The 23,412-nt window shown below is 50.4% G+C and carries 19 protein-coding genes; 1 reads left to right on the plus strand and 18 read right to left on the minus strand.

The genetic code is table 11. The annotated features are described in order from the left end of the window. Positions 1-7 precede the first annotated feature (7 nt). The 16 genes from GMA8713_RS11415 to GMA8713_RS11490 form a co-directional block, all read right to left on the minus strand. Positions 8-523, minus strand: coding sequence for a phage baseplate assembly protein V (locus GMA8713_RS11415; protein ID WP_062709524.1), 516 nt, complete (start codon positions 521-523; stop codon positions 8-10). Continuing rightward, positions 520-1,647, minus strand: coding sequence for a hypothetical protein (locus tag GMA8713_RS11420; RefSeq protein ID WP_062709527.1), 1,128 nt, complete (start codon positions 1,645-1,647; stop codon positions 520-522). The genes GMA8713_RS11415 and GMA8713_RS11420 overlap by 4 nt, the downstream gene beginning before the upstream one ends. Further along, positions 1,647-1,991 (minus strand): LysM peptidoglycan-binding domain-containing protein, encoded by a 345-nt coding sequence (locus GMA8713_RS11425; RefSeq protein ID WP_062709530.1) that lies wholly within the window; start codon positions 1,989-1,991, stop codon positions 1,647-1,649. The genes GMA8713_RS11420 and GMA8713_RS11425 overlap by 1 nt, the downstream gene beginning before the upstream one ends. A gap of 15 nt (positions 1,992-2,006) precedes the next feature. Beyond that, positions 2,007-2,630, minus strand: coding sequence for a CIS tube protein (locus tag GMA8713_RS11430; RefSeq protein WP_062709533.1), 624 nt, complete (start codon positions 2,628-2,630; stop codon positions 2,007-2,009). Beyond that, on the minus strand, positions 2,631-2,840 hold the full coding sequence (locus tag GMA8713_RS11435; RefSeq protein WP_062709536.1) for a hypothetical protein: 210 nt from the start codon (positions 2,838-2,840) through the stop codon (positions 2,631-2,633). An 8-nt stretch (positions 2,841-2,848) separates the two neighbouring features. Continuing rightward, the gene (locus GMA8713_RS11440) at positions 2,849-4,450 is read right to left on the minus strand and encodes an eCIS core domain-containing protein (protein ID WP_062709540.1); all 1,602 of its coding nucleotides are present in this window, start codon (positions 4,448-4,450) and stop codon (positions 2,849-2,851) included. Then, positions 4,443-6,452 carry an ATP-binding protein gene (locus GMA8713_RS11445; RefSeq protein ID WP_062709668.1) on the minus strand — a complete coding sequence of 670 codons (2,010 nt, stop codon included), beginning with the start codon at positions 6,450-6,452 and terminating at the stop codon, positions 4,443-4,445. The genes GMA8713_RS11440 and GMA8713_RS11445 overlap by 8 nt, the downstream gene beginning before the upstream one ends. Further along, complete coding sequence (locus GMA8713_RS11450) at positions 6,452-7,759, minus strand: Pvc16 family protein (protein ID WP_062709544.1); 1,308 nt, start codon at positions 7,757-7,759, stop codon at positions 6,452-6,454. The genes GMA8713_RS11445 and GMA8713_RS11450 overlap by 1 nt, the downstream gene beginning before the upstream one ends. Next, on the minus strand, positions 7,756-8,166 hold the full coding sequence (locus GMA8713_RS11455) for a hypothetical protein (RefSeq protein WP_062709546.1): 411 nt from the start codon (positions 8,164-8,166) through the stop codon (positions 7,756-7,758). The genes GMA8713_RS11450 and GMA8713_RS11455 overlap by 4 nt, the downstream gene beginning before the upstream one ends. Positions 8,167-8,605: 439 nt before the next feature. Then, positions 8,606-9,412 carry a T4 family baseplate hub assembly chaperone gene (locus tag GMA8713_RS11460; RefSeq protein ID WP_062709548.1) on the minus strand — a complete coding sequence of 269 codons (807 nt, stop codon included), beginning with the start codon at positions 9,410-9,412 and terminating at the stop codon, positions 8,606-8,608. A 10-nt stretch (positions 9,413-9,422) separates the two neighbouring features. Continuing rightward, the gene (locus GMA8713_RS11465) at positions 9,423-9,950 is read right to left on the minus strand and encodes a phage tail protein (protein ID WP_062709551.1); all 528 of its coding nucleotides are present in this window, start codon (positions 9,948-9,950) and stop codon (positions 9,423-9,425) included. Positions 9,951-10,017: 67 nt separating this feature from the next. Continuing rightward, positions 10,018-11,973, minus strand: a complete 1,956-nt coding sequence (locus tag GMA8713_RS11470) for a phage tail sheath C-terminal domain-containing protein (RefSeq protein ID WP_062709553.1) — start codon at positions 11,971-11,973, stop codon at positions 10,018-10,020. A 468-nt stretch (positions 11,974-12,441) separates the two neighbouring features. Next, a complete protein-coding gene (locus GMA8713_RS11475; protein WP_062709556.1) occupies positions 12,442-12,933 on the minus strand; it encodes a phosphatase domain-containing putative toxin in 492 nt (163 codons plus the stop codon). Positions 12,934-13,003: 70 nt separating this feature from the next. Next, complete coding sequence (locus GMA8713_RS11480; protein WP_062709559.1) at positions 13,004-13,594, minus strand: PqiC family protein; 591 nt, start codon at positions 13,592-13,594, stop codon at positions 13,004-13,006. Further along, on the minus strand, positions 13,594-15,264 hold the full coding sequence (pqiB, locus tag GMA8713_RS11485) for an intermembrane transport protein PqiB (RefSeq protein ID WP_062709562.1): 1,671 nt from the start codon (positions 15,262-15,264) through the stop codon (positions 13,594-13,596). The genes GMA8713_RS11480 and pqiB overlap by 1 nt, the downstream gene beginning before the upstream one ends. Positions 15,265-15,290: 26 nt before the next feature. Beyond that, complete coding sequence (locus tag GMA8713_RS11490) at positions 15,291-16,595, minus strand: paraquat-inducible protein A (protein ID WP_062709565.1); 1,305 nt, start codon at positions 16,593-16,595, stop codon at positions 15,291-15,293. Positions 16,596-16,851: 256 nt separating this feature from the next. Here GMA8713_RS11490 and GMA8713_RS11495 point away from each other — a divergent pair, with 256 nt between their 5' ends. After that, entirely contained in the window at positions 16,852-18,378 is a 1,527-nt protein-coding gene (locus GMA8713_RS11495; RefSeq protein ID WP_062709567.1) for a DEAD/DEAH box helicase, read from the plus strand. Between the two features lie 108 nt (positions 18,379-18,486). On the opposite strand, the gene GMA8713_RS11500 is transcribed toward GMA8713_RS11495, so the two are convergent. Both GMA8713_RS11500 and tssM read right to left on the minus strand, forming a co-directional pair. Further along, positions 18,487-19,761: a type VI secretion system ImpA family N-terminal domain-containing protein gene (locus GMA8713_RS11500; protein WP_062709570.1), complete on the minus strand. Its 1,275-nt coding sequence runs from the start codon at positions 19,759-19,761 to the stop codon at positions 18,487-18,489. An 88-nt stretch (positions 19,762-19,849) separates the two neighbouring features. After that, positions 19,850-23,395: a type VI secretion system membrane subunit TssM gene (gene tssM / locus GMA8713_RS11505; protein ID WP_062709574.1), complete on the minus strand. Its 3,546-nt coding sequence runs from the start codon at positions 23,393-23,395 to the stop codon at positions 19,850-19,852. Positions 23,396-23,412 lie beyond the last annotated feature (17 nt).

Here is a 23,412-nt window from a genome sequence, read left to right on the forward strand (position 1 = left end):
ATTCCTCTTAGGTGATGGTTAGCGCGCCGTTATTGATATCCACGGTTGGTCCCACCATAGATATCTGCGCCCCTTTGCCGTTGTTGATGAAAATGCCCGCGTCAGTCACTGACAGCGTTGCCCCTGTTGCCGTTTGCAGCGTGATGCCGCCCATGCCCATTGGTCCGCCAATATCGCAAATCACAATGCCGTTCTTCGCCATGGTTTGCAGCGTGATGGCTGAAATGGGTGGCACTGCGGTTCTCGCCAGCGTTGGTATATCCGAAGGCGAACCTGCAAAACATCCCGTCCAGATGGGGTAATCCACGTCCCCTTGTTCAAACTCGATCCACACGCCTGCACCAATCGGTGGTACCGAGAAAATCCCTGAGTTCAAACCCAAAACAGGCAGACAAGGCATACACCAGCTTCCGGGAACCATGCCCGACACGCTGGGAACCGTGGCGAGGATCCGCCCTTGCTGCATTGGGTCGACATTGTTGACCACGGTGCCGCGGAATTTACCGTAAAGAGGTGTTGTCATGCGGACACCCTGTTAACGGTCGACAGCAAACCGTCCCTACTCAGTTGAAAATCCTGCTTCAATTCGCCTTCCTTAAAGGTGGTGGTAACAGATTCCACATAGTGAATGCCATTGAACGCTGGGCTCGACCCTCGCACATACACCAAGCGCCTTGCCATCAGCAAAGAACCGTAAGCCAGCACGTCCAACGAGCCTGTCATCTTCAACACGCGAACCGCAGATTGTGCCGCTTTCGCCATGCCGATCAGGGCTGCCTGAACCGGCGAGTATTTAGCGGTTTCATAGATGTTTTTGGTCTTTAAAGTGATGGGGCGAATCAAGCCCAGTGGCGGATTGAGTGGATTGAAATCTGGCACTGGAATCGTCAGTGGCATTTTGGTCTGAGGATTCTGAATGGTGATCAGCGGAATGTAGGCTTCCTGTGCGTCATATGAGCCAGACAGCGAGGTCACATTACGGTTGGCATCCAAGTCATCATTGAGCGGTTTCTGCACTTTCCCAATACGAACATCCGGCCCCCAATACGCGACAGACACACCAACGGTGTCCGTGGTTTCTGTATAGAACACATACCCCACGCGATCGGCCAGCGATTGGATATAGGCGAGATCGGTTCCCTGCTGAGTGGGTATGCGGTCTGTCGGTACTGGCACATCAATCAACACAGACGGGATAACTTTTGGGACAAGCCCGAGGAACGCATACTTCGCCAACACCAAGTTGATTCGGGCAAAGTCCTGCATGGCGGGAAAGCGCATAAAGCTGAAATCGAGATAGCTGAGCACATGAGTCAAATCACTTCCGGTCACCGTGATCCGAGATACACCCGGAGCGCTGGCAGGGCTGACATTGTGTTGGGTGATCACACCGTCCATCAACACACTCTGCTTGCCGTGCATTTCTACCGTAATCACGGTGCGCACCAGAGGGATGGGATTATTGCTGGCAAGCATAAAGATCGTGTGCAGCGGCGAATTGTCGTCAATTTCAAACACCAACTGAAAACCAGAAGGCCCCTCGGTTTTGGATTGCACCTCACAGGAAACAAAGGCGTTAATAACCGCTTTTGAAACCGGAACCGGCGCAACAGGGCCAATGTAGAGGCTCATGACGACATCAGACATCAGCCCTCCCCATCACCCGAAGAAAGAGCAATTTTCCGGCCTGGTATTGCCACCAAATCACCGGGGTAGTATTCGAGGTTGGCATCCGCAATGTGCCACCACCGCGATGGCTCCGCGTAATAAGCCGCCCCCAGCAGATCCAACCTGTCTCCTTCTCTGACCAAAAGCATGGGTGCGGTACCTTCCGCCGCGGGCTCTGGAACAAATCGGCGACTGACAAAGACTCTCTCGGTGCCATTGCTGTCCATCATCACTTTTAAAGGCGCACCCGCATAACGACTACTTGGCGCAAAGTCTGCGGTCTCGTCGGTATTGCTGAGAAGGTACTGGGTAAGATCAGTCATGCTATTCGCCCCCAATCATCCATCAACCGCGGGTTTAATGACTTTCGCTGCCTGCTTCTCGATGCCATCTAGGTAATGCAGGAAGAGCGACGAAGCAGGATGGTCAAAGCCTAAATCATCGACCGACAACACTTGCAGTGACAGGCTGGCTTTGGCACGGATAGGATTTAACTGCGCGCTGAAAAACTCTTCTGCCACAGAAAGACTACCGACTTTCACAGGCATTCTTCGACGCAATCCCCAGCTGAAAACAGGCAAAGGTTGGGTCATCGGAATAATGGTGAGCTTGCCTTGTCGCGCCAGCGTGTCATTGTCTAAAAGCTGGCGTTTGGTTGGCGAAATCAGGCTACGAAGCGCAGCGATGTAATGCCCTATTCCGTATTTCACTGCGTCCTCGTCACCCCGTGACATGGCATCTGTCGCATCGAGAATCGCATCAAACGTAATGGTTTCTTTTGGCGGACCATTGAGGCGCAGTTGTTCACTGCGGGTTTCAGAGGTCGATGGTGATTTCACCTCAAACTGGGTATTGAGTGAGTCTGGATTAATCAGCAAAGGAATGGCGCTCATTGGCTCCGCGCTTTGTGGATCCAATAGCACAATTCCGGCTTTGAGGTAGTTAGGTTTGGAAGACAGCATTTAGCGCGCCCTCCTGGCTGCAACAGTCCGGGCTAGTTGCCTTGTCGCTGAAGCCGCCGCTTGCTGCTGTGCCAGCCTTTGATGCTCTGATGAAACGGAGGTCATACCCGGCCAGTTTTCCCGGACGGCATCGGACATCACGCGATAAATTTCGCGATAGGAGGCGTTTTCAGCGATATCGATTTGATCGAACCTAATCGTGATTTTCATTCATCCTCCTACGGCACCGCGAGGTTGCCCGGAATGGTCCACCAAAGCGGTGGCGCTAATGATGGGATCATCCGAACACCGCGATAAATGAGATAACCAATGCCAACGGCAGCAGCCCCTGCAACGACAGGTTTAACGGCTGGACGCAAATCCGGAATTTCAGGAAGCTCTGGCATACGCCAAGGCTCTGAAGGCGGCTCCACAGGCTGTGGATTCGGCTGCGGGACAACCCTGGGCACAGTGTGAGGTAGCAATACCGGAACAGGCAAACGAACACGGATTCGCACGCTGCGCGGTGCCCTTCTTCTGCGCGTGTTCCGGCAGCGATAGTAATACACACCATTGGAAGCAGAACCGCCTATGGCAGGCCAAACATCAATATTCTGCAAAGGGTTCGCTACGAAGGGCATGGTCGGAAAGGCGTAAGACCACATGGTCGTGGCAGGGCCAATGATCCGCTGGTAATTGGCTATATCCCGGTTCAACTGAGCTTCGGCATCAGCCCGACGACTGTTTAACCAAGAAGCAGGCTTGATTTCCCCAACTTCATCAATATAAGGCCCTTGAGGCCATTGCTTGACCATATCAGGTCGCGTTGAACCGGGAATCTGAAAACCGGGGTGACCATTTCCCAAACAAGGTGTCGTAGGAGAAATCGCTTGGTGAAGTGCGCCACAGAAACCGCCAATCTGGCGGTGTGCAGCGACACCAATCTGACCCATTGTCATGGTCGGCACGTCACAACCCGCTACGATTGCCCGCTGGATTACTGGAAGTCTTCCATGTCGAGATACGCCATCCAGCAACTTAGCTTGAGGAATAGGTGCTGAAGGCTGCGGTCGGTTATCGCCAAAGGATTCCACCGCAGATTCTGGGATCAAATAGAGCTTGCTCTCAGGAGTCTCCAGCGACTGCAAATCAGTAAACAGGCTTTCAACCTCAGACTGTTCCATCATCTCGCCGAGAAATTCAAGGTCGTGGGAAGGTGATTCCGAGCCCACGACTTCCGCAGATTCTGCCGCACCCATCCTTTGTGGGAAACGTCCGATCAAGCCTTGCGGTGACGACACACTGAAGCGCTTACCCGCAGCAAATGCATCCCCGCCCCGATCAGCCTCTTGCTCGTAAGTGTCACCCGCGCCCTGAAGCTTCGAAAACGCGAGCCCGCGGCGCTGCTGCACTACATGCGTCAACTCATGCCCGATCAAACGCAAGCCTTCTGGCGTGTCTGGACGATAGAATCCGCTTCCGAAAAACACATCGTTACCCGCAGTAAAGGCTTTGGCCTGAAGTTGTCGGGCGTAGTTTTGTGCCATGCCGCCGGTATAGAAATTCACATCTGGCAGCGTTGTACCGAAGGTTTGTTCCGCACGCTCTCTTAACGATTGCGGAATCGCACCATCTGGCTGGGTTGCGCTCGAGCTGGATGCAGGATTTTTCAAAACTGGGCTATTCGCAGCCGCCTTAGCGGCGCAAGCAGAACAAGTGCCTCCTCTCGGTGCTGCATTCCCACAGCCACATTTTTTCTGAATCACAAAGCCGTTTTGCGGAGTATTGACCGCTTTCTCGGCATTGGATTTTTGCGGTGTCAGCGGAGTGAATTCAGCCATAATTCAAATCCCCCGCTTTGATGGGACGTTCGAGTTTTTGAAGCTCCGCCGCCGCTGCTTCCATCAACCAGCGCATCGACACGGCTTCATTATGCTGCGCAGCGAGAAACGCACCATTCAGTGCAACGTTGTGAATGCTGCCGCCAGTAAGATTCAGCTTCGCAAGCCGAGCTGGGTTAACGTCGGAAGCCAATGGTGTTTGGGTCGGGAATACAGAGCGCCAGATCCGCTCTCTTTCCGCTGACGCAGGGAAAGGGAAATCGACCACGAAGCGCAGGCGGCGCATGAAAGCTTTGTCGATCTGGGATTTTAGATTGGTGGCGAGAATCGCCAATCCGTTGAACATTTCGATCCGTTGCAGCAAGTCATCGATACCGATATTGGCGAATCTATCGTTGCTGTTTTTCACTTCGCTTCGCTTGCCAAACAATGCGTCAGCTTCATCGAAGAAGAGTATGGCTCCACAGCGCTCAGCCGCCTGAAATAAGGCGCGCATTTGCTTCTCGCTTTCGCCAATGTATTTGCTGATCACACTGGCAAGGTCGATACGGTAAAGATCGAGGTTCAGGGTATTGGCAATCACCTCTGCTGCCATGGTTTTCCCTGTCCCGCTTTCACCGCTGAACATGGCGCTAATGCCCATGCCCCGACTCATGCGTTCACGGAATCCCCAGGACTGATAAACACGGCTGCGAAGAGCAACCTGAGAAGCAAGCTGCTCCAACATCTTGGTTTGAGATTCCGGCAACACCAGATTCTCCCAGCAGGCTTTGCACTCGATACGTTGGGCGAGTTTTGAAAGCTCTGTTGACGCCCCACGTTGGCAGATTTGCCAGAGTGCTTTTTCAAAATCTGAGTCATTATTTACGCCACTTTGTGCAGCGGCCACTGAAGCAGAACGGCAAATGTCTGGCTCACTCATCGAAAATTGTTCGGCCAACCTTGCAGGAAGCTGTTTGTCTTCAACCGGAAGCAATTTTGACCAAATCGACTCCTGCTCTTGCACCGTTGGTCGTTTCACTTCAAGCGGGAAACTTCTGGTCGAAAGGGCTGCAGGAGAGTTCCCTGTGTCAATCAATACCAGTCCGCGCATTCTAGCAAGAAACTGCTCAGCCAATTTTTGTTTTGGCGCATCGTCCGCCTCTTCGACCAATAACAGCATGGGTAAAAGGCTCGCCTCACGCAGCCAGAGCCTTGCAAGGGCATCTAAATCGTTCGCGCGGGAAGGTAGATTAGATGCATTGATGCGTTGTAAACCGATATTTAATTCGGTCGAAATAGAGACCGCCATTGTGCGCTTAGCGAAGGCATCATCTCCAAAAAGCTCAAACACGGTCGGCGTGTTGTTCATTTCGAAGGGCTGGCTTTGAGAAAGGTAATTTAATGCGGCATCCGACTTTTGGCGCTGGGATGGCATGAGAGAAACGGCTGATTCCACATTGGCAGGTTCAAGCAATACGGAAAGACGTTCATCGATGTAACTCAGACCACGGGCAAAATTCACCACCCGCTCATCAGCACTCAATATTCCGTCACCAGAACCTAATGGCTGCCATTCCACCAGCAACCAATAACGAAGTGGGGAATGCGGTGAAAAGCTGCTCCAATCGCATTGCGGAATGCGTGACACACAAAGCATCGCAGTCGGAAATGTATTTGAGTGCTTGTTAGAAAGAGCGGAGCATCGCTCTCCCACCAATGGTTCAAGCGCTGCGGCAACCACCAAAGCCAATACGCTCTGGTCGCTTTCATTCAGTCCAAACTGGTCATTCAAGACATTGATTGAACTCGGGTTGCCCACTTTAGTTTCAGAACGAAATCGAGCATTTACGGATGAAACCGATTCCGACGATGTGGTGCTGTCTTCGTCTGACAGCAATTTGAGCGCCCAATCTACCAAGGCGGCTAAATGAGCGTTGTTCAACGCCTGCCAACGCTCAAGACATTGCAGCTCTTTGGCTTGTTGCTGCTCAGAAGTAGAAAATTGGATGGACTCAGACATCATGGCACCCCCACTACCTGAGTCGGGTCGAAAATCGGTGCTCTTTGGGTGAAGTCCGGAGCAACAGGTGGTCGGTCTCGAAGGATAAACCAGCTATCGACACCATCAACACGCAATCTGGCTGGGTAACTGCCTGCAACCAGCGGCCCGAAGATAAAAACGAGGGTGTTTGTCGCCACTGCGACAGATTCCGCCGTCGCCCCCTCTGAACCGAGCCACATCATGACTTGTTGCCCGGGATGAACATGCGGGGTAACGCTTAATGTGACAACCACAGTTTGACCATTTCGCACCACACTGGTGGGTGGTAAGGTCATGGCTGGGGCGATTTGGGCGGAAAGTTGATTAGATTGTAATGGTTGACCACCAACGTCAGCAGTAAAGAAAAGTGAATAGATACCTGCTGCCCAATTGGCTGCAGCATTCGGCAGTGTCACTGACTGCGCGCGTGCTGTTCCGCCCGCCTCTGCATTGATTGTATGTTCCACCTCCTGCGAGATATGAGAGAGCGTAAATCGAGGATTCGCGCCATCCAGCGCAAGACCTTCGGTGTCCAGGGTATCTCCCAACCTTGCACTAGGCTGTAAGGCGGGAGGGATAATGCGCGCCAGTTGGGGAACTGACGGGACCAGACTTGGCTGGACATCGGGCCCTGTATTTCCGGGGCCAATGGTCAATACCGGAAGCGCTTCCCGCGTGCCCTGTTCAACTTGCATCAACACGGTTGATACGCGGTAAGTCGCGGAGGGGCGGTACTGACTTTGCAATGCGCTCCATAACGCGGATTTTTCCGACACAGGCATTGGATGGGGCGCGATACGAATCGCCTCAGCCTGATCAGCCAAACCTGTGTCTGCCAGCGCTTGGAGAAGCGGAGGAAGGCCAGCAGCAATCGCGGGTGAAGGGTTTAGCGCAGTTTGAATTTCTGCGCGGGTAAACCCCGGATGTTCGTGAAGAATTTGCATGGCATAGCCAAGCAATACATCGTTGTGCAAATCCGCGGTGCTATAGACACTCACGATGTAATACAAATCCAGCGGCAGCGGTGTGTTATTGATTCTATCGCCGTCGTTGTTTCGGGTTGGCAAACATTGGTTTGCCCAGGCAGCGTTGACTTCGGTGTGGTAGAGAAACACATTCAGCGCAGGTGCATTATCTTCTTCCTGCGCCAGCATTTGGTCGGGTGGAAGCGCGTGAACAGGCACATTGGTATTCACCACGGTTGCCACATCGTGATCGACCAAGCCATCATTCAACAAATCACGGAGAAGTTGAGTGATACCTGCAATCGCCAGCGCGCTGCTCATCGTTTGCTCTCCTGACGGCCACGAAGGTAATCAGTCAGGCTTACCGGTGGTTTCCAGCTTGGTGTTTTTTTCTCTGGTGCTTTGGGAGCCGGCACGATAGAAACATGGCCGATGGTCACAGACACTTCGAGATGGTCTTGTAGGCTCCCTTCATTTTCTGGAGAAAACGCTGATTCAATGTGGGAAGCCGATACCTTGTTGTCGGCTTGGGTAGAACCTAGTTCATCACCTAATATCGATGCAGCAACCTGCTTGGTGAAGTCACGGCGTTTCGTAGGTTTCTGAAGATTTTCAGGCACAACAGAGGGAGGTTCCTGCTCTAAATCTCTCAGCTCGGCGAGAGCCATAGCACTTGCAGAATGCTGGCTTACATCGTTTGATGGTACATCTGGTCTAGCGGAAACCATCGATTTGTTTTCCGTTTCTCTCTGCCGTTCTTGGCTCCCAGACTCTGCATTATGGTCAGGAAATACAGCCTCTATATCTGACGAATAGTCCTTTTGGGGTGAGCGATTCCCAACGTTCTTTTGAGAAACTGAGGAGGATGAGGGAGCAAGTTCCCTGTTAAAACCATATTCAAGATTCCGGTCAGAGTGGGATATGTTTTCCTCTCGCACTGCTGATGATGCTTCGCTCCGCTCACTTTGAGTAGGTTCGGGATTAGTTTTCGTCTTTTCTGGCTCCAACCATTCAGTAACAGCGTCACTCAATGGGTGAGATACTGCAGGCGAAGTGGCCTCACTCACGTGGGAATAATAAGAACGCACCACAGGTTTGAGCGATTGTTCACCCGAGATATTTCGGCGAAGAAATTGGCTGAGACCTCGACTCATCTTCTTCCCCTCCTCACTCAATAATCATCGCAATATGACGACGACGGCGGGCAGGACTCATGGTGAGAATATCCTGACTCGACCAGCCATAGGCCATTGCCAGTAAATGCACATCCCAAAGCTGCTTCTCAACACTGGCAGAGAGTTGCGCCCAAAACTGGTTGGCAATATCAAACTGGTGCAGCGTTTCGGCACCGCAATCCGGACAGACTGAATTCAGAGACACGATGGAAAGAGGTTCAGAAGCCAGCATCCGTTGTTCGAGCTGTTCGAACAGCATTTCCCACGCATCTTGCGTATTCCCTTTTTCAGCCAGCGCAGAACAGATTTGAGGGAAGTCCTCGGGTTCAATAACCCGCTGTGTAAACTGAAAGAGCATGTCTTCGCCGTTATCCAGAATATTGAGATCCGAAATGCGGGGTAAACGAAATCGACATGGGATCCCATCGAGAATCACATCGTGATAAACGGGGAGATACGCATCCGTATCCAGTGAAGCGTGCACCGCGTCCCAGGCTTTGGAGAGTTCAGGGGACGCGGTACCTAACACTTGCGAAACGGTAAACGAAAGCTGCGTTTTCTCTCCGCATTCACCGCATTTGGCTTCAACTTCAATGGCATCTCCAAACTGGCGCTGGTAAGCAAGCATCAACAAATGATCACGACCTGCCACTGTCCAGTCTGGCAGTGTTGGTTTCAACGAATCCGGAACAAACGCGCCCGCCAGTATTGCCGCCCGCTCTTGCGCGTGACGTGCAGAAGCAGCTTCCCAAACTTCCACCTGGCGGTTATCGTTCAATGCTTGCAACACCATAGCCATCAGCGTCTACTCACTGCTCAGGATGAACAAAACTGGGTTCTTTCGGTGTGGTCACCGCCATGCGCTCCCAGCCTTCGTTTTCGAGTTTGATGGACTGAATCATGAACGCAGAACTTGATGCGTCTAATCCCGGCAGCGCTTTGTATTCCGATACCCAACAGCGGTAAATGCTGTAACTCAACACTTTCTGCCCCGCCTCATTCAGGACTTCCAGAATCAGGTCTTTGTGGAGATCTGCCAGAGATACTTCACCGCCAGGCTCAGTCCCAATTCGCCAAACCTTATTCGCCCACTGTTCGAACTGCAGATTTTCCGTTACACCGCGTTCAAGGGTGATGGCTTCGAATTTCACCTGCCCTGGAGACTTACGGGTGTGGGATGGGTCGCCACCTGCGCGGTATTCATTCACTTCCACCGTGCGGCTGAGACCTGAAACCTTCTGCACCGCCGCCAACACATCACCGCCGGCTTCTTTGATGATGAATTTGTACCCAGGATACGGGACCACCCGCTGACCATTCACATTGAGCTGAGACATAAAGCCCCCTCGCTACCTATCGAGTCATACATTGAAGTGCTGACTGCCAACGCCATCGGCTGAGAGATTAACTGCCGCTGTTGTTCATCAGTTGGAAACTGACAACAACAAATTCCGCAGGTTTAAGGGGCGCCATGCCCACCAGTATGTTGACGACGCCGGCGTCGATATCCGCCTGAGTGGTCGTCTCCGCATCGCATTTCACGAAAAAGGCTTGATCCGGTGAGCTTCCCTGAAATGCACCTTGTCGGAAAAGTCCTTGCATGAAGCTGGTCACCGCGATGCGGATTTCAGACCAAAGCGGTTCGTCATTCGGCATAAACAGGGTCCATTGCAAACCGCGGAACAGGGACTCTTCGATGAAAAGCGCCGTGCGTCGAACGGGGACGTATGTCCATTCAGAGGCAAGTTCATTTGCGCCACGCAACGTTCTTGCTCCCCAGACGATGTTGCCACTGACGCCACCGTTTCTAAGGCAGTTCAAACCAATGGGGTTGAGCAGACCAATCTCGTTGTTAGTGAGATTGTGATTAAAGCTAATCACATTACGAAGGCTGGCAGTAATACCAGCTGCTGCTGTCCAAATTCCCGCTTCCGAATCGCGACGGGCATAGACGCCGGCGACAGTTCCGCTTGGCGCGATCGTCCGTAAACGGTTGTCGTTATTGGGATCCGGCACCCGAACGCGGGGATAGTAGGCGGCTGTGTTACGGTGGCGAAGGCCTGCTCCTGCCACTTCATCCAACCATTCAATCGCTTCTTCCGCACTGTTCAAGTTCTCTGGCGGATCAATCAGCATGAATGCCCGCTGTTCTTCACAGTAAGCAATCGCAGGGCTAATCACGCTCGACATGTCAGCGACGTTACCGTTGTTCAGATCTGACGCTTCCGGTATCAGCAGAAGGTTGAAAATATCAACATCTTCCAGCGCGTATATACCTGTTCGGGCATTTCGGTTACCCCGCAATTGCGCCGCAGTTGGTGCACCACCATCAGCGCCCGCAGTTTGTGCGGTCTGAAATCCTGCTGCTGCAGCCGTGTTCATCGCGTATTGCTGTACGTTGGCCTCTGTACTGCCTTCCAAAGCGGTCGTCACTGCAAAGTCCCCTGCCGTATCGGTAATTGACACCATGTGACCAGCTCGATAAGCGGTGCTGTTGCGCCCGGTGTAAACGGCAATTCGGTCACCCCGAGCAACGACCTGACATTGCGCCCACAGCGGATCTGCTGGATGGGTATCTCTAATCGCGTTTTGCAGCATGAGCGCAGCACCAGCGCTGGTTGTTGGTTTCGTCGTCGCGTCAACAACGACAGAGCGCGCAGTGCCATCGCCTAGATCGATATCCATGGTGTTGTTGTCAGCCATTGCGGCGTAATTTGCGACTGTCTGTGAACCGGAATAATAACCTGTTGGTGCGGGCATATCTGTGCCAACAAAGTCCGCAATTTGAACCATCATCGAGTTGTCATTGACAACGCTTTGAACAAATCTAGGATGGGCCGCGCCCATAGAAACATTGCGGTAAGTCTCGTTTCGCACGGGCACTTCGAGACCATCTACATGCCTGATTTCGGTTACTGAAAGATTGAACAGTGATGTGGGATCTGTGGTCAGGTAGTCGACATCAATGCGGATATGATTGTTCCATGCGCCGGGATCTTCAACCGGCTCACCTTGAAACTGACGCCCGGCGTTAAAAACCAGTGTGGTCGTTGTGAGGCCGTTCCAACTATCGACCGACACGCTGCCATTGGTTCCTCCTCCAACACGGACAGCATAGGATTCACCGCCCCCATTTGTAAAAAATTGCGACACTGCATAGCTGGTTTCACTGCTGGTATGAACACCGCCCATATGGGTGTCAAAATCTCCGACATGGAACATGCGTACAGGCGTGTTTATCGGACCTCGTGAAAAGCCACCAACAAACGCAGCGATAGATGTGGCAGCACCACTGATGGAGCGGCTGCCGCTGGGAATTTCCTGGATGTAAACGCCGGGATATGTCAGTGCAACGGGCATGAGTGACCTCCTCAACCATGGCAGAACTCGTATAAATTGGCGTTGGGAGCGGCACAGCGGTCTGACAATACCCTATCGCATTTTGACTAAATCGCCATGCGCAGAATATGCCACCACAGACCAGTATCAGTGCTGCAATACACAAAGGATGATGGCTAAATCTTGCATTTCCATGTGTCGCATAGGCAAGATAATGTGAGACTTAGAGGGCTTGGTGAAGAAAAAGCACGATTGGTCTAAATACGGTTTTTCAGGCAGTTAATCCAAATGTAATCGTTCTTACTTCTGAACCTCATTTTTACCAAAAAGTATATATCCAAACCTTGATGAGTACGGAATTTAATACACGTAAGAAAATAAACCAGACTGAAAAAAGTCTTAGAGGAATAATGCCCAAGCCGCCAAATGAACTGAAAATGGCTCGCATGGGCATTAGATAAAAAACAAGCTTGAAGTAATCCGGTTGGATTATTGTGCGATAAAGGAGTGGATATAGTCGATTTGTGGCTGCTTGGTAAAGGCACCCGGGCGTAGCGCCTGAATATCGTGAATAATGTCTTGCAGCTCCCACCCACGCTCAAGCAGAAGGTGTGCTGACAATAAACCGGTGCGGCCTGAACCACCCATGCAGTGCATGACGACCTTGTCGCCATTTGCGATGGCTTCATGTAATTCTGATTGGCTGGCTTGCCATTTCGCCATGAAGGTTGAGTCTGGTGCTTCGTCGTCTTCGATAACGATGTGGAACCATTTCATGCCAAGTTCCTGAACCAGTTCACCCAGTTGCTCGACGCCTTTTGACGCCATTTCTTCTTCGTTGATAGCGGTCACAATAGCAACCGCACCTTGCGCTTTAAGCTGCTGAAGGCTTTCCAACAGCGACAACTCTTTAGTCCCCGGGCAAGGGGTCAAAATCAAAGCGCCAGATTCCACTGGCAATTCCCAAGTTGGATGTGTCATCCGAATCTCCCTAATTCTATTACGATGCAGGATCTTGGAGATGAATTATGACAATTAGATGACAGCCCAGCTAACGGGCTACTCCTACTCGGTTAAGATCAAGCGTCATATCATCTATAGCGGTGTCCAGAGCGATTGAAAGCGCAAGCACCAAGGCCTGATAGCCCTCCTTTTCAAGGGACTCTTGTGCATAGAAAGTGTTGGACCCAATAACATCACCATTGCCATCTACCAACACCCACTCACCGGCCACTGTTGCTGCACCCCGGTAGTCTCCTTCAAAACGGCTGATGTTCACCTGTAGCCTTGGCATTTTCAGGCCATTCAGAGAACTGTTGGGGAACATCGCCCAGTATCTGGTTTTGCCTCTTCGCAATTGAGTTACCAAACGTTCCGCCACTTGCTGGGAAAGGTTTTCTCCCCATAGGTTGCTTTGGGCAATAACAACCTCGGTTTCCGAAGTTTGGTACGCGATGCCCTCTCCCGCTAAATAACCTGCCACCTTCACAGGCTGAACCAGTAGAATGGGTTGCTCCTTGAATTCCGAAGTATCTCTCGTCTCTGCCTGTGGGAGAAGATAGGTTTTAGTGACAGAATCAGGCGTGCTGCTGCAGCCCACCAATGCTGCAATGAAAAGCACCCCGAACATTGACCGCTTCATTAAGGTTCTCCCTTCACTGGAATTGGATCTGATAACTGGCTTTCACCGAAAATAAGAGAATTTGGCTTCTGGTTTAGTTTCTTCATAAGTGGACTGAATCCATCCATTGCATCGTTGAAACCCGACAGTGCTTCTTGCAGTTTTTGGTATAACTCTGAGTCTGGGTTGAAACCCCGCAAAGTTCGCTGAAGCTCTTCCAAAGTATCCCTCAATTCCTGAGGAAGGTTTTGTGCACCATCCTGTGCAAGCAAGCCATCGAGACGCTGAATCAGACCATCTAACTCTTTACCCGCTGAATTCAAGGTCGCCATGGTTTCCTGTGAAGCATCCAACGTTTCTTCAAGAGAGGTCAGCACACCTTCAACTGGCAGCCTATTAAGCTTGTTTAGGATACCTCCAATCTGGCGCTGAAATTGGACGAACTCGCCAGACACAGTGGGGAAGTGATCATAGCCACGATAAGTCGAAAGAAACTCCTTGCCCACCTCATCTGGATAGAAATCAGTATCAATGAACAAAGCGCCAGTGAGAAGGTTTCCTGTTTTGAGAGTGGCACGGAGCCCATGTTCAAATTCATTACTCAGTGCAGTTTTCAGCTCTTCGGCAGTGATAGACACGTCGGGATCCATAATTCGTTCAACTTCAATATGGATCAGCACGGGGATTTGCTTGGACGCGAAACCTTGTTTTTTGTCAGTGAGGTGAAGTGGCACTTTTTCCACTGTGCCGATACGGATACCACGGTATTCAACCGGCGCTCCGGGGTTCAACCCACGAACAGACTCACCAAACAATAAGGCGTATTCAATCACTTTATGGTAAATCTGCTCCCGAACCTGCTTCAGGTCGTCATACAACTCGAACGCCGTCATTTGTTCAGTAACTGGATAACCTTTTGGCTGACCCTCTGGAACCATAAAGCTCACACCACCGCTGACTAAAGATTCGAGTGAAGCGATATCCACATTGATCCCTTGCGCATTCATCTGGATGTGTACCCCCGAAGTTAGCAAGAACCGAGACTCAGTAGTGACCAAGGCATCATAAGGCCTAAAAATAAATAATTGATAACTTGCCTTTTCTTTCTGTAAATCAAAGCCCACCTTCTCTACTCGCCCTACGGTATAACCTTCAAACAAAACCGGATCACCAACTGATAATGCGCCCGCTTTTTTAGAGGTGAGAACAACCCTAAGCCCTTTTGCATCGGGTGGCGCTATAGGTGGGACATCCAATACATTGAAGGTGTTCTGGGATTTATCTGATTCACCGGGCCGCAACGCAATGTAAGCACCTGAAAGTAACGTACCAAGTCCAGTAACGCCCTCTCGACCAATACGGGGTTTCACCACCCAGAATGTCGCATCTTCCTTAAGCATTCGATCGGCACTTTTATCCATCCGCGCTTTAACAACGATAGCGGAGTAATCTTTGTTGAGCTGCACATCTGTGACCACGCCGACTTTCACATCACGTGCCCTGATTTCTGTTTTCCCTGCTTCAAGGCCATCTGCTGTTTGAACATGCAAAGTGATCAAGGTGCCTTGATTGCTTTCGTACTGATAAAACATCCAAATACCGACAGCCAGCGAGATCAAAGGCAGGATCCAAACAGCAGAGAATGAGCGTCCACTTTTTACCGTTGCAGTGACTTGTTCTTCATTACTCATAGGATCTTCGTCTCTTATATTTCTCATTATGTTAGTTCACCCGAAACTTCAGAATTGAACGAAGTTTCACGCAAACTGAGGGGGCCCCAGAACACTCTGGGGTCAAAAATCAACGCAGAGGAAATGGTGAGAAATACGACCAGTGCGAAATAAAGCGCTGCAGGGCCGGGGCTGATGCTCATGAGTCCTTTGAGATTGACCAAAGCGGATAATATGGCAACCACAAAAACATCAATCATCGACCAGCGCCCTACCAACTCAGTAAAGCGGTAATATTTAAGCTTCTTTAAAGCATCTCTGTCGTCTGTAATGCCTTCTTTTGTCGCCTGAAGAAGCCAACCAATAATCAACATCTTGGTCATCGGCACAAACACACTGGCGATAAAGATGATGGCAGCAATCGGGTATGAGCCAAGATTCCAAAGCAATATAACGCCATCCATGATAGTTGATCGCTCTGTACTCCCGAGGCTAACGGTATACATCATGGGATAAAGGTTAGCGGGGATATAGAAAATCACTGCACTGATGAGAAAAGACCATGCCCAAGCAGTGTTCTTAGCTGGGTTGTAGGGACGAAGACGACTATCACATCGCTGGCAGTGTTTGTGGTGGGGTTCATTGATTTGATGGCATACCCTACAGGCAACATGATTCCCAGATAGGTGTGTATCCCCGGCTTTTACCTCACCTGTTGAATAAGACGGGAATAGATTTTCCCAAAGCCACTCTTTATCAATGGAACGGGAAAACACCACAACAAGCACGCTGTAGGCACAGTAAGACCAGAAAGCAGAGCCCAGTTCAACATCAGCCAGCGCTGCAATCTTCACTAAACTGACAATGACACCAACCAAAAAAATATCAACTAACAACCAGATTTCCACCCGGAACACCATCCGGCTCAGTTGCTTTAACAAAGAGGGAGGACTGATCACTGCCTGCCCTTTGGCCAATTTATTTGCAACGTGGAATAGATACATCACCAATATGATATAAATCGCTGGAAGTACAATGATGGTCGTGAGCAAAACGGCAGCGAGTGCGTTGTTGTCAAAATGATGGAAAACCCTAACTGCATCCATCAATGAAATGCTGTTGCTGACACCTTTCGCGCTGAACGACATAAAAGGAAAAACACAACTAAGCAGCAACATGATGAGGCAAGTAATGCCATAGGCGTGCACTTTTGCCGCACTATTGATTACCTTTCTGATTAATGTATGCCCACACCTTGGACAACTCGCTTTACCACTCCCATTAAAAGGCGGAATCGCAGAAACCAATCCGCACTCATGACAAGCTATAAGCAAATGAGGTGTTTTCTGCATACCAAAGACTCTAGTTGCATATACAAATCAGTATACCTATTCCCCTGATCATTAACGTCTTATCCTTGAACCAGTTTTATATTTAGTATCTTCAGACGCCGCCGGTAGTCACACACATGGCATTTATTCATTCATTATTAGATATTCATTGCTCTAGCTAGCCGAAAAGCGCAGAATAACGCCCCTTTGTCCCAGTCTTCGGCACACTTGCCGACCAAGCCTGCTTTTGGGCATTCACTTACCGAGAAGTTAATTTATGGGTTTTACCGATCTAGGTCTTTCTGCGCCAATCCTCCGTGCTATTCAGGAAAAAGGTTATGATACTCCCTCTCCGATTCAGGCTCAGGCAATCCCTGCTGTCCTGGAGGGAAAGGATGTCATGGCCGCTGCGCAGACAGGTACAGGTAAAACTGCGGGCTTCGTTCTACCGATCCTTGAGCGTTTGAGCGAAGGTTCACGTGCGCGTCCGAACCATATTCGTGCGCTGATCCTGACGCCAACCCGCGAGCTGGCAGCACAGATCCACGAAAACGCGGTGGTTTACAGCCGTCACCTGCGTCTTCGTTCCAGCGTGGTTTTCGGCGGCGTGAAGATTAACCCGCAAATGATGAACCTACGCAAAGGCACAGATATTCTGGTGGCAACGCCGGGTCGTCTGTTGGATCTTTACCAGCAAAACGCAGTGAAATTCTCACAGCTTGAAGTTCTGGTGTTGGACGAAGCCGACCGCATGCTGGATATGGGCTTCTTCCGCGACATCAAGAAGATCCTCGACCTATTGCCGAAGAACCGCCAGAACCTGCTGTTCTCTGCCACTTTCTCAGAGGAAATCCGCGGCTTGGCAAAAGGTCTGGTGAACAACCCTGTCGAGATTTCAGTGACGCCAGCAAACTCAACAGCGCGCACTGTAGAGCAGTGGATTTACCCTGCGGACAAGAAAAAGAAACCGGCGATGCTGGCAAAGCTGATCAAAGACGGCGACTGGAAACAAGTATTGGTGTTTACCCGCACCAAACACGGCGCCAACAAGCTTTCCCACTTCCTGAACGATGAAGGCATCACCGCTGCTCCCATTCACGGTAATAAAAGCCAAGGTGCACGCACCAAAGCATTGGCTGATTTTAAATCTGGAGATGTTCGTGTGTTGGTTGCGACCGACATTGCTGCCCGTGGTATTGATATCCCTCAGCTCCCACAAGTGGTGAACTTTGAAATTCCACATGTGGCTGAAGACTATGTTCACCGCATTGGCCGTACGGGTCGTGCAGGTGAATCTGGCAAAGCGGTTTCTCTAGTATGTGCAGATGAAGCGGACGATCTGTTTGGCATCGAGCGTTTAATTCAACAGCTGCTGCGCCGCGAAGAACTGGAAGGCTTCAAGCCAACCAATGTAGTACCGGAGAAAGCACTGGAAACACGTCCTATCAAACCAAAGAAACCGAAAAAGCCTAAGAAGCCAAAAGCACAAAATGGTGAAGCGAAAGCAGCACCAAAATCCGGCACAGCAAAAGCTAACGATGGTCAGCCAAGAACTGATAAAGCGTCTCAGAAGAAAAAACCGTTCAAGGGCAAGCCGCGTAACGGCGCACAGCAGGGAAAAAAGCCAGCGGGTAACAATACTGGCAATCGCACGAACAACGGTGAAGGTAAACCGCGCCGCGCTGGCAGTGGCAATCCAAACCAACCAAATTCAAACAAGGCTAAGCCGAATAATCGCAAATCCAATGATGCGCGTCGCAGGCCAAGCGACGACGGTGTAAAAGTCAGTTGGAGCAACTACTAAATCCTCCTCATACAAGCCGACAACAGCAACGATGCTTTCGTATTTGGTGCGTCGCTGAGTTTTTAAATCCAACTCACACCTACACAAAATAGGGAGCCAAATGGCTCCCTATTCTTGCTTAACTTCTAATTGCTCACTCTCAGACAACGTCTCTCCCACTAACATCTTTTTCATCACTAATGCTTTCAGTTGCTTATCTAAGACATCTAGCTCCTGTTTTGCCTTTTCAACGTCACCATCACTGATCAGTTTTTCAGCAAAAGAAATACGGGCTACCAGCGGAGACAAACTAATCGCGTAGTTTTCCAGGCCTCTGGCCAATGCTTGAACCTGATCGGCGCGACCACTCTTGGCATACAAGCTGATATTTGCAGCACGGGTCCGAGCGGTTTCGAACTTCTCATTCATCGTATCAAATTCTGCAACCAATCCAGACTGCCATTGTTGAAGAGACTTGGCAACTTGTGCCGCTTCCGGTGTATCAGGGAAAAGGTATTGAAGACTATCTGCATACTCCATACCCGAAGCATAGTTATCGCCAATCTTCGATGCTGTCAGTATCGAGACTTTATCTGCGTAGCTTGGAAGCAACTGTGCCTGATATTCCTTTAATGCCTGAGAACCGTATTTCTCGCGGACGGACTGAGCTTCTTCCAAGGAAATCACCTTGGGCTCAACTCCGGCTGTGGTAAGGTCTGTGAGCGGCGTTTCAGCGCTGCCCTGCACTTCTAATAGTCCATATAGTGAAGCAGCACCAACAAACAGACCACCGATAAAAATCAGTGCGCTGATATTTTGTTTTTTCACTTCTGCCTCAACGGGAGGAGGCGCGATTGCAATCCCTTTGCTTTGACTCTCTAAACGATCGATATGCTCAAAAATACTAAATCCAAGCACGTCTAAATCATCAACTTTATGCCCACCGTTCTTAGAAAGGTTTCTATCGATAGCTTCTAGTGCGCGCTCGCAACGGTATAAATCGCGAAGTTGGCCAATGCTGGGGTGAATCGCGCGAACTTCTTCGCCAATGCGACCCAGCATCCAACGATAGAGCTCAGCGCGTTTTGCATGAGGCATGTTCTCATCCTCAGGTGCGCGCAATACAGCGACCTGAAGCTCTAGACCGTTGGCAAAACCGGATAGGCCCTGCGTTTTCATCGAAGCGACGGTGAAGTAGATAGCAACAAGAAGATCCGCCCCTTCTTCCGTCGCCACTTTTTCGCAAAGCTCACGAACCTTTGTCCAGTCCGTCGAGCCAGCAAGCGGGTTAAAGCGTCGGTTTATCTCGCTGCGTATTTTCTGGTAGTCAGAAGAGTCCCGCAGTTTTGCGCTGTTTTCTGCCAGTTTTACGCCATCGATGTCCGTCAACATCCACTGCGACACTGTGTTTGTCCTTGTTTTTATATTCAAGCCGCCGAAGATCTATTGACAATAGGGTCTGTTGACCTTTGGTGGCTTGATTTTGTTGTCTTTAGTAAAGGGTTCGCGACAGGTTGAATCCTCTGAATATCGACGCCGTAAACGGATTGCTGTCTGCCTCAGAATGCAGACGGTACATCACGTTTCCACCATCAATATTAAAGCGGTAATCGACACTGGTTGAGCTTGACCCTACAACCTCGGCCTGTTCCAACAAACGGAAGAATGCCCAAGGTCCCCGAATACTGATCCCTCTTGGCGAAGCATTTGCCGCCACTGGGATCAGTGTTATTTTGCTTACCGCCGCGTCACGCAATGTGTTGGGCCATACCAACCCCACGTTTTTACGCGGCCCGTGACTGTATTCAACGTACTGGCCATCAATGTTGATGACGGAGCGCCGTTTGTTCGCGCTAAGCTCAATTGGCTCAAGCGTAAACTCAACATCCAAGATACCCTTGCGATTGAAAAAGGCACTTTGAATGGCGCGGGCGCGGTCAATTTGGTTCAGCACATCCTGGCGGATGAGGGTTTTACCCTCTTCTTCTGATGTGAACTCTCCCGTATCCTCAAGGAACATGCGTAAGTTGCTTTCATAGAAGTTATTCAAAATACCGTTTGGTGCGAAGAAAGCCTCGAAGTCTTCCAGCGCCACATCTTTCGACGAACGGACATTGAACGGATAACGGGAGGCGAGTTTACTTTGGAACGGATTAAATACATCTGCCGCCCAGCGTACTTCTAAATAACGAATCGCTTCCTGACGAATCACATACCAGCTCTCATCAGCCAGTTTCTTCAGCATGATGTCGTAAGGCTGTGGCATGCCAGACGCGATGCGCTGCAACACGTAAATTGGATCTGCGTTGTTCAATGAAAGACGCGCTTTGGTCGCGTCCAACGCGGCTTTACCCACATCAGGCGCATCGTTGATCGACTTCATGTAGGCAGTCAGTTGGGTAACTGCATCCATCACTTCATCAAGGTAAATAGGCTTACCCGGCTCTGTTTCAGATAAACCATTCAGTGAGGAGAATTGGTTGTCTACCATTGCAGCAACGCGATAGCGTGGAGACTTAAGCAATTCTTCTTTTGCTGCATCACCTTCAGGCAAGGCTGGGAACAAGTCTGTGTTATCCGTCACCTCTTCGAGCAAACGGTGCAGCGGCTGATTGTTACCCGTAATACTTTCCAACACGAGTACTGCGTTATAGATATCCGGGAAAGATTTCACGTCGATATCGTTGGTCGCACGACGCCAGGTATCAGAATAATCCGCCACATACAAGCCGCGTATCTTATCTCTCAGCACGCGTTTGTCTTCGTCAGAGAAGTCTATCGATTCGACCTGGCCCAACACCCAGCTGTCAACGAGTGCCAGTTCAGAGACAGAATCCGATTCAGGAATGAAGTAAGTTTCGAAACCTTTCTTGGTCAGGATACGAGGAATATCAAGATTGTTTGCATCGGAAACGCGCTCGGTAAAGACCACATCAAACACGGGTCCGATAGAGGTCGCCAAGTTGATTGGCGAACCCAAAATCGCCGTTGATGCCTGCTTAAGGTTACGATAGACACGCTGCTCGATTGGCATGCGACTTAACTCGCGCTGGGCGGTGTAAATAAGACCATCATAAGGCGCTAGAACCCTCTCAGCATCCTCCTGACCTTCAACGCGATCACCCACCAGATCAGTGTGTTCCATCGCGTAGTCTAGATGCTGCATGAGGCGTTCTTGCGTTTCACGGTCACCCTCGTACTGCTCTTGCCATTTACTGGCAAAGTAATTCTGCACCATGCTTTGATAACGGCCATCGTCGTCCGTCATCATGCGGAAAACGCGCAGCGAACCCAGTTTGTTCTCGTCATCATTAGCACCGACTACATCTGCTGCCGCCACTTTCATCAATGCTGGTAGGTAACGGTTTTCAAGCAGACTGAGATACGTGCTTTCGACTTGAGGCCCAATGACATGGCCTTGGTACAAACCTAAATCTGAAATGAACTTCGGTTTTTCACGGAAGAAACCAAACTCCAGTGTGGCCTGACGAATCGTATCCAACGGCGCGAGGATATCGACGCCATTGTCGATAATCGCCTCAGACGCATAGTTGTTTTCGTATTCGTTAACCTTGGCTAATACTGCATCCGCCTGTTTAACGTTTTTCAGGTAGTACTTGTGCCAGGAACCAATCAACAGTATTGACGCGATACCGCAGGCGACCGCTGACAACATGATCACCCGACGCTTGGTTTTAGCCACACGGAAGTTATCCGACGCTAAACCCGCTTCGGGATATATCACCTTATTGAACAGGTTCTGAGTAAAGTAGGTTGTCGAGTTTGCAGCGTTCTGCGCGGTGTTCACCGCATGGGAAATACCATAGCGACGGGAAGCAGAATCTATAAAGGCATTGGTTGGCACGCCCTGTTGATACACAGAGGTGAAATACACCCCACGCACCAATGCAGATGTAGAAAATTGATCACTTCCGAACGCATCTTGCAGGAACTGTTTTAACACATCATGCAGCCCTGCCATCTGGCGACTGAAGCTGTAGATTGCGGTACGGTCTTCACCATCAAAACACTGCATCAAGGCTGTTGGCAGCATCTTGTTAACGCGCTCGACAAACTGCCCGAAGTCTTTATCAAACTCATTTAACCAGCTATCAAGATCATCCACGGAATCCAGTGTAAAAGTGAATCCCATGACTTCTTCACGCTCAGCTTTCGAGTAGTTGCGAAAGAAAGGTTCGAAGCCATGAAGCAAGTCGAGCTTGGTCAGTGATACATACACTGGCAAACGGGTAGAGAGGGTTTCCATCAACTCACGCAAACGTGCACGGATCAGGTTTGCATGTGCGAGACGCTCTGTTGTCGTTGCAGTTGCAAGCTTCGCCACATCCAGCGCAATCACCACACCATTCAAGGGGCGTCGGCTTCGGGTTTTCTCAAGCCACTTTATAAAGTGGATCCAGAGACGGCGCTCCATCTCCCCTTCACCATCACTGCTGGTTGCACGTTGGGTTAGCAACTCACCATCCGGGTCAATGAGGACCGAGTCATCACCAATCCACCAGTCGAAAGAAAACGGATTTTCACTTTTCTTGCCCGATGCCCGCATGACAGATGAGAAAACAAAGTTTTGACCTGAACGGTTGATTAGGCTGGTTTTACCCGCGTTTTCCGGCCCCAGAACTAAATACCATGGCAACGCATAGAGGTAGTTTCGCTTGTTCAGGCTTTTATGTAGTGCCGTCATGACCTGATTGAGTTCTGCTTCCTGACGCTCTTCATAACGTTGGATAGGGTCTTCCTGAAGCTGACGTTCACGAGCTTGATCTGCATGGTAACTTTTGAGTTTTCGCCACTGCAGAAAGCCCCAAGCTGCCAACCAGAATAGGGAGAAAATCACGCTGGTAATGAGGCGCGCTGTGATAGGTTCGAGCGGGTGGCTTTCGTCAATTTTAAGCCATGGACCTGCCCACCATATCGCGACATTGATCAAGACAAAAATGGTCACCAGCAATATAGGCAACGCCGATTTAATGGCGGGTAACATTTTCAGAAGAAGCGATTTTAACTTGCTGAACATTTCTTTCGATCCCTGCT

The sequence above is a fragment of the Grimontia marina genome (assembly GCF_900060185.1).
Lineage (GTDB): Bacteria > Pseudomonadota > Gammaproteobacteria > Enterobacterales > Vibrionaceae > Enterovibrio > Enterovibrio marinus.

Coding starts and splice junctions, on each gene's coding strand:
- GMA8713_RS11425 (WP_062709530.1), bottom strand. CDS start 1,991: ATGACTGATCTTACCCAGTACCTTCTCAGCAATACCGACGAGACCGCA.
- tssM (WP_062709574.1), bottom strand. CDS start 23,395: ATGTTCAGCAAGTTAAAATCGCTTCTTCTGAAAATGTTACCCGCCATT.
- GMA8713_RS11460 (WP_062709548.1), bottom strand. CDS start 9,412: ATGGCTATGGTGTTGCAAGCATTGAACGATAACCGCCAGGTGGAAGTT.
- GMA8713_RS11480 (WP_062709559.1), bottom strand. CDS start 13,594: ATGAAGCGGTCAATGTTCGGGGTGCTTTTCATTGCAGCATTGGTGGGC.
- GMA8713_RS11490 (WP_062709565.1), bottom strand. CDS start 16,595: ATGCAGAAAACACCTCATTTGCTTATAGCTTGTCATGAGTGCGGATTG.
- GMA8713_RS11420 (WP_062709527.1), bottom strand. CDS start 1,647: ATGTCTGATGTCGTCATGAGCCTCTACATTGGCCCTGTTGCGCCGGTT.
- GMA8713_RS11430 (WP_062709533.1), bottom strand. CDS start 2,630: ATGCTGTCTTCCAAACCTAACTACCTCAAAGCCGGAATTGTGCTATTG.
- GMA8713_RS11450 (WP_062709544.1), bottom strand. CDS start 7,759: ATGAGCAGCGCGCTGGCGATTGCAGGTATCACTCAACTTCTCCGTGAT.
- GMA8713_RS11475 (WP_062709556.1), bottom strand. CDS start 12,933: ATGACACATCCAACTTGGGAATTGCCAGTGGAATCTGGCGCTTTGATT.
- GMA8713_RS11435 (WP_062709536.1), bottom strand. CDS start 2,840: ATGAAAATCACGATTAGGTTCGATCAAATCGATATCGCTGAAAACGCC.
- GMA8713_RS11495 (WP_062709567.1), top strand. CDS start 16,852: ATGGGTTTTACCGATCTAGGTCTTTCTGCGCCAATCCTCCGTGCTATT.
- GMA8713_RS11440 (WP_062709540.1), bottom strand. CDS start 4,450: ATGGCTGAATTCACTCCGCTGACACCGCAAAAATCCAATGCCGAGAAA.
- pqiB (WP_062709562.1), bottom strand. CDS start 15,264: ATGAGTAATGAAGAACAAGTCACTGCAACGGTAAAAAGTGGACGCTCA.
- GMA8713_RS11415 (WP_062709524.1), bottom strand. CDS start 523: ATGACAACACCTCTTTACGGTAAATTCCGCGGCACCGTGGTCAACAAT.
- GMA8713_RS11455 (WP_062709546.1), bottom strand. CDS start 8,166: ATGGTTTCCGCTAGACCAGATGTACCATCAAACGATGTAAGCCAGCAT.
- GMA8713_RS11465 (WP_062709551.1), bottom strand. CDS start 9,950: ATGTCTCAGCTCAATGTGAATGGTCAGCGGGTGGTCCCGTATCCTGGG.
- GMA8713_RS11470 (WP_062709553.1), bottom strand. CDS start 11,973: ATGCCCGTTGCACTGACATATCCCGGCGTTTACATCCAGGAAATTCCC.
- GMA8713_RS11445 (WP_062709668.1), bottom strand. CDS start 6,452: ATGTCTGAGTCCATCCAATTTTCTACTTCTGAGCAGCAACAAGCCAAA.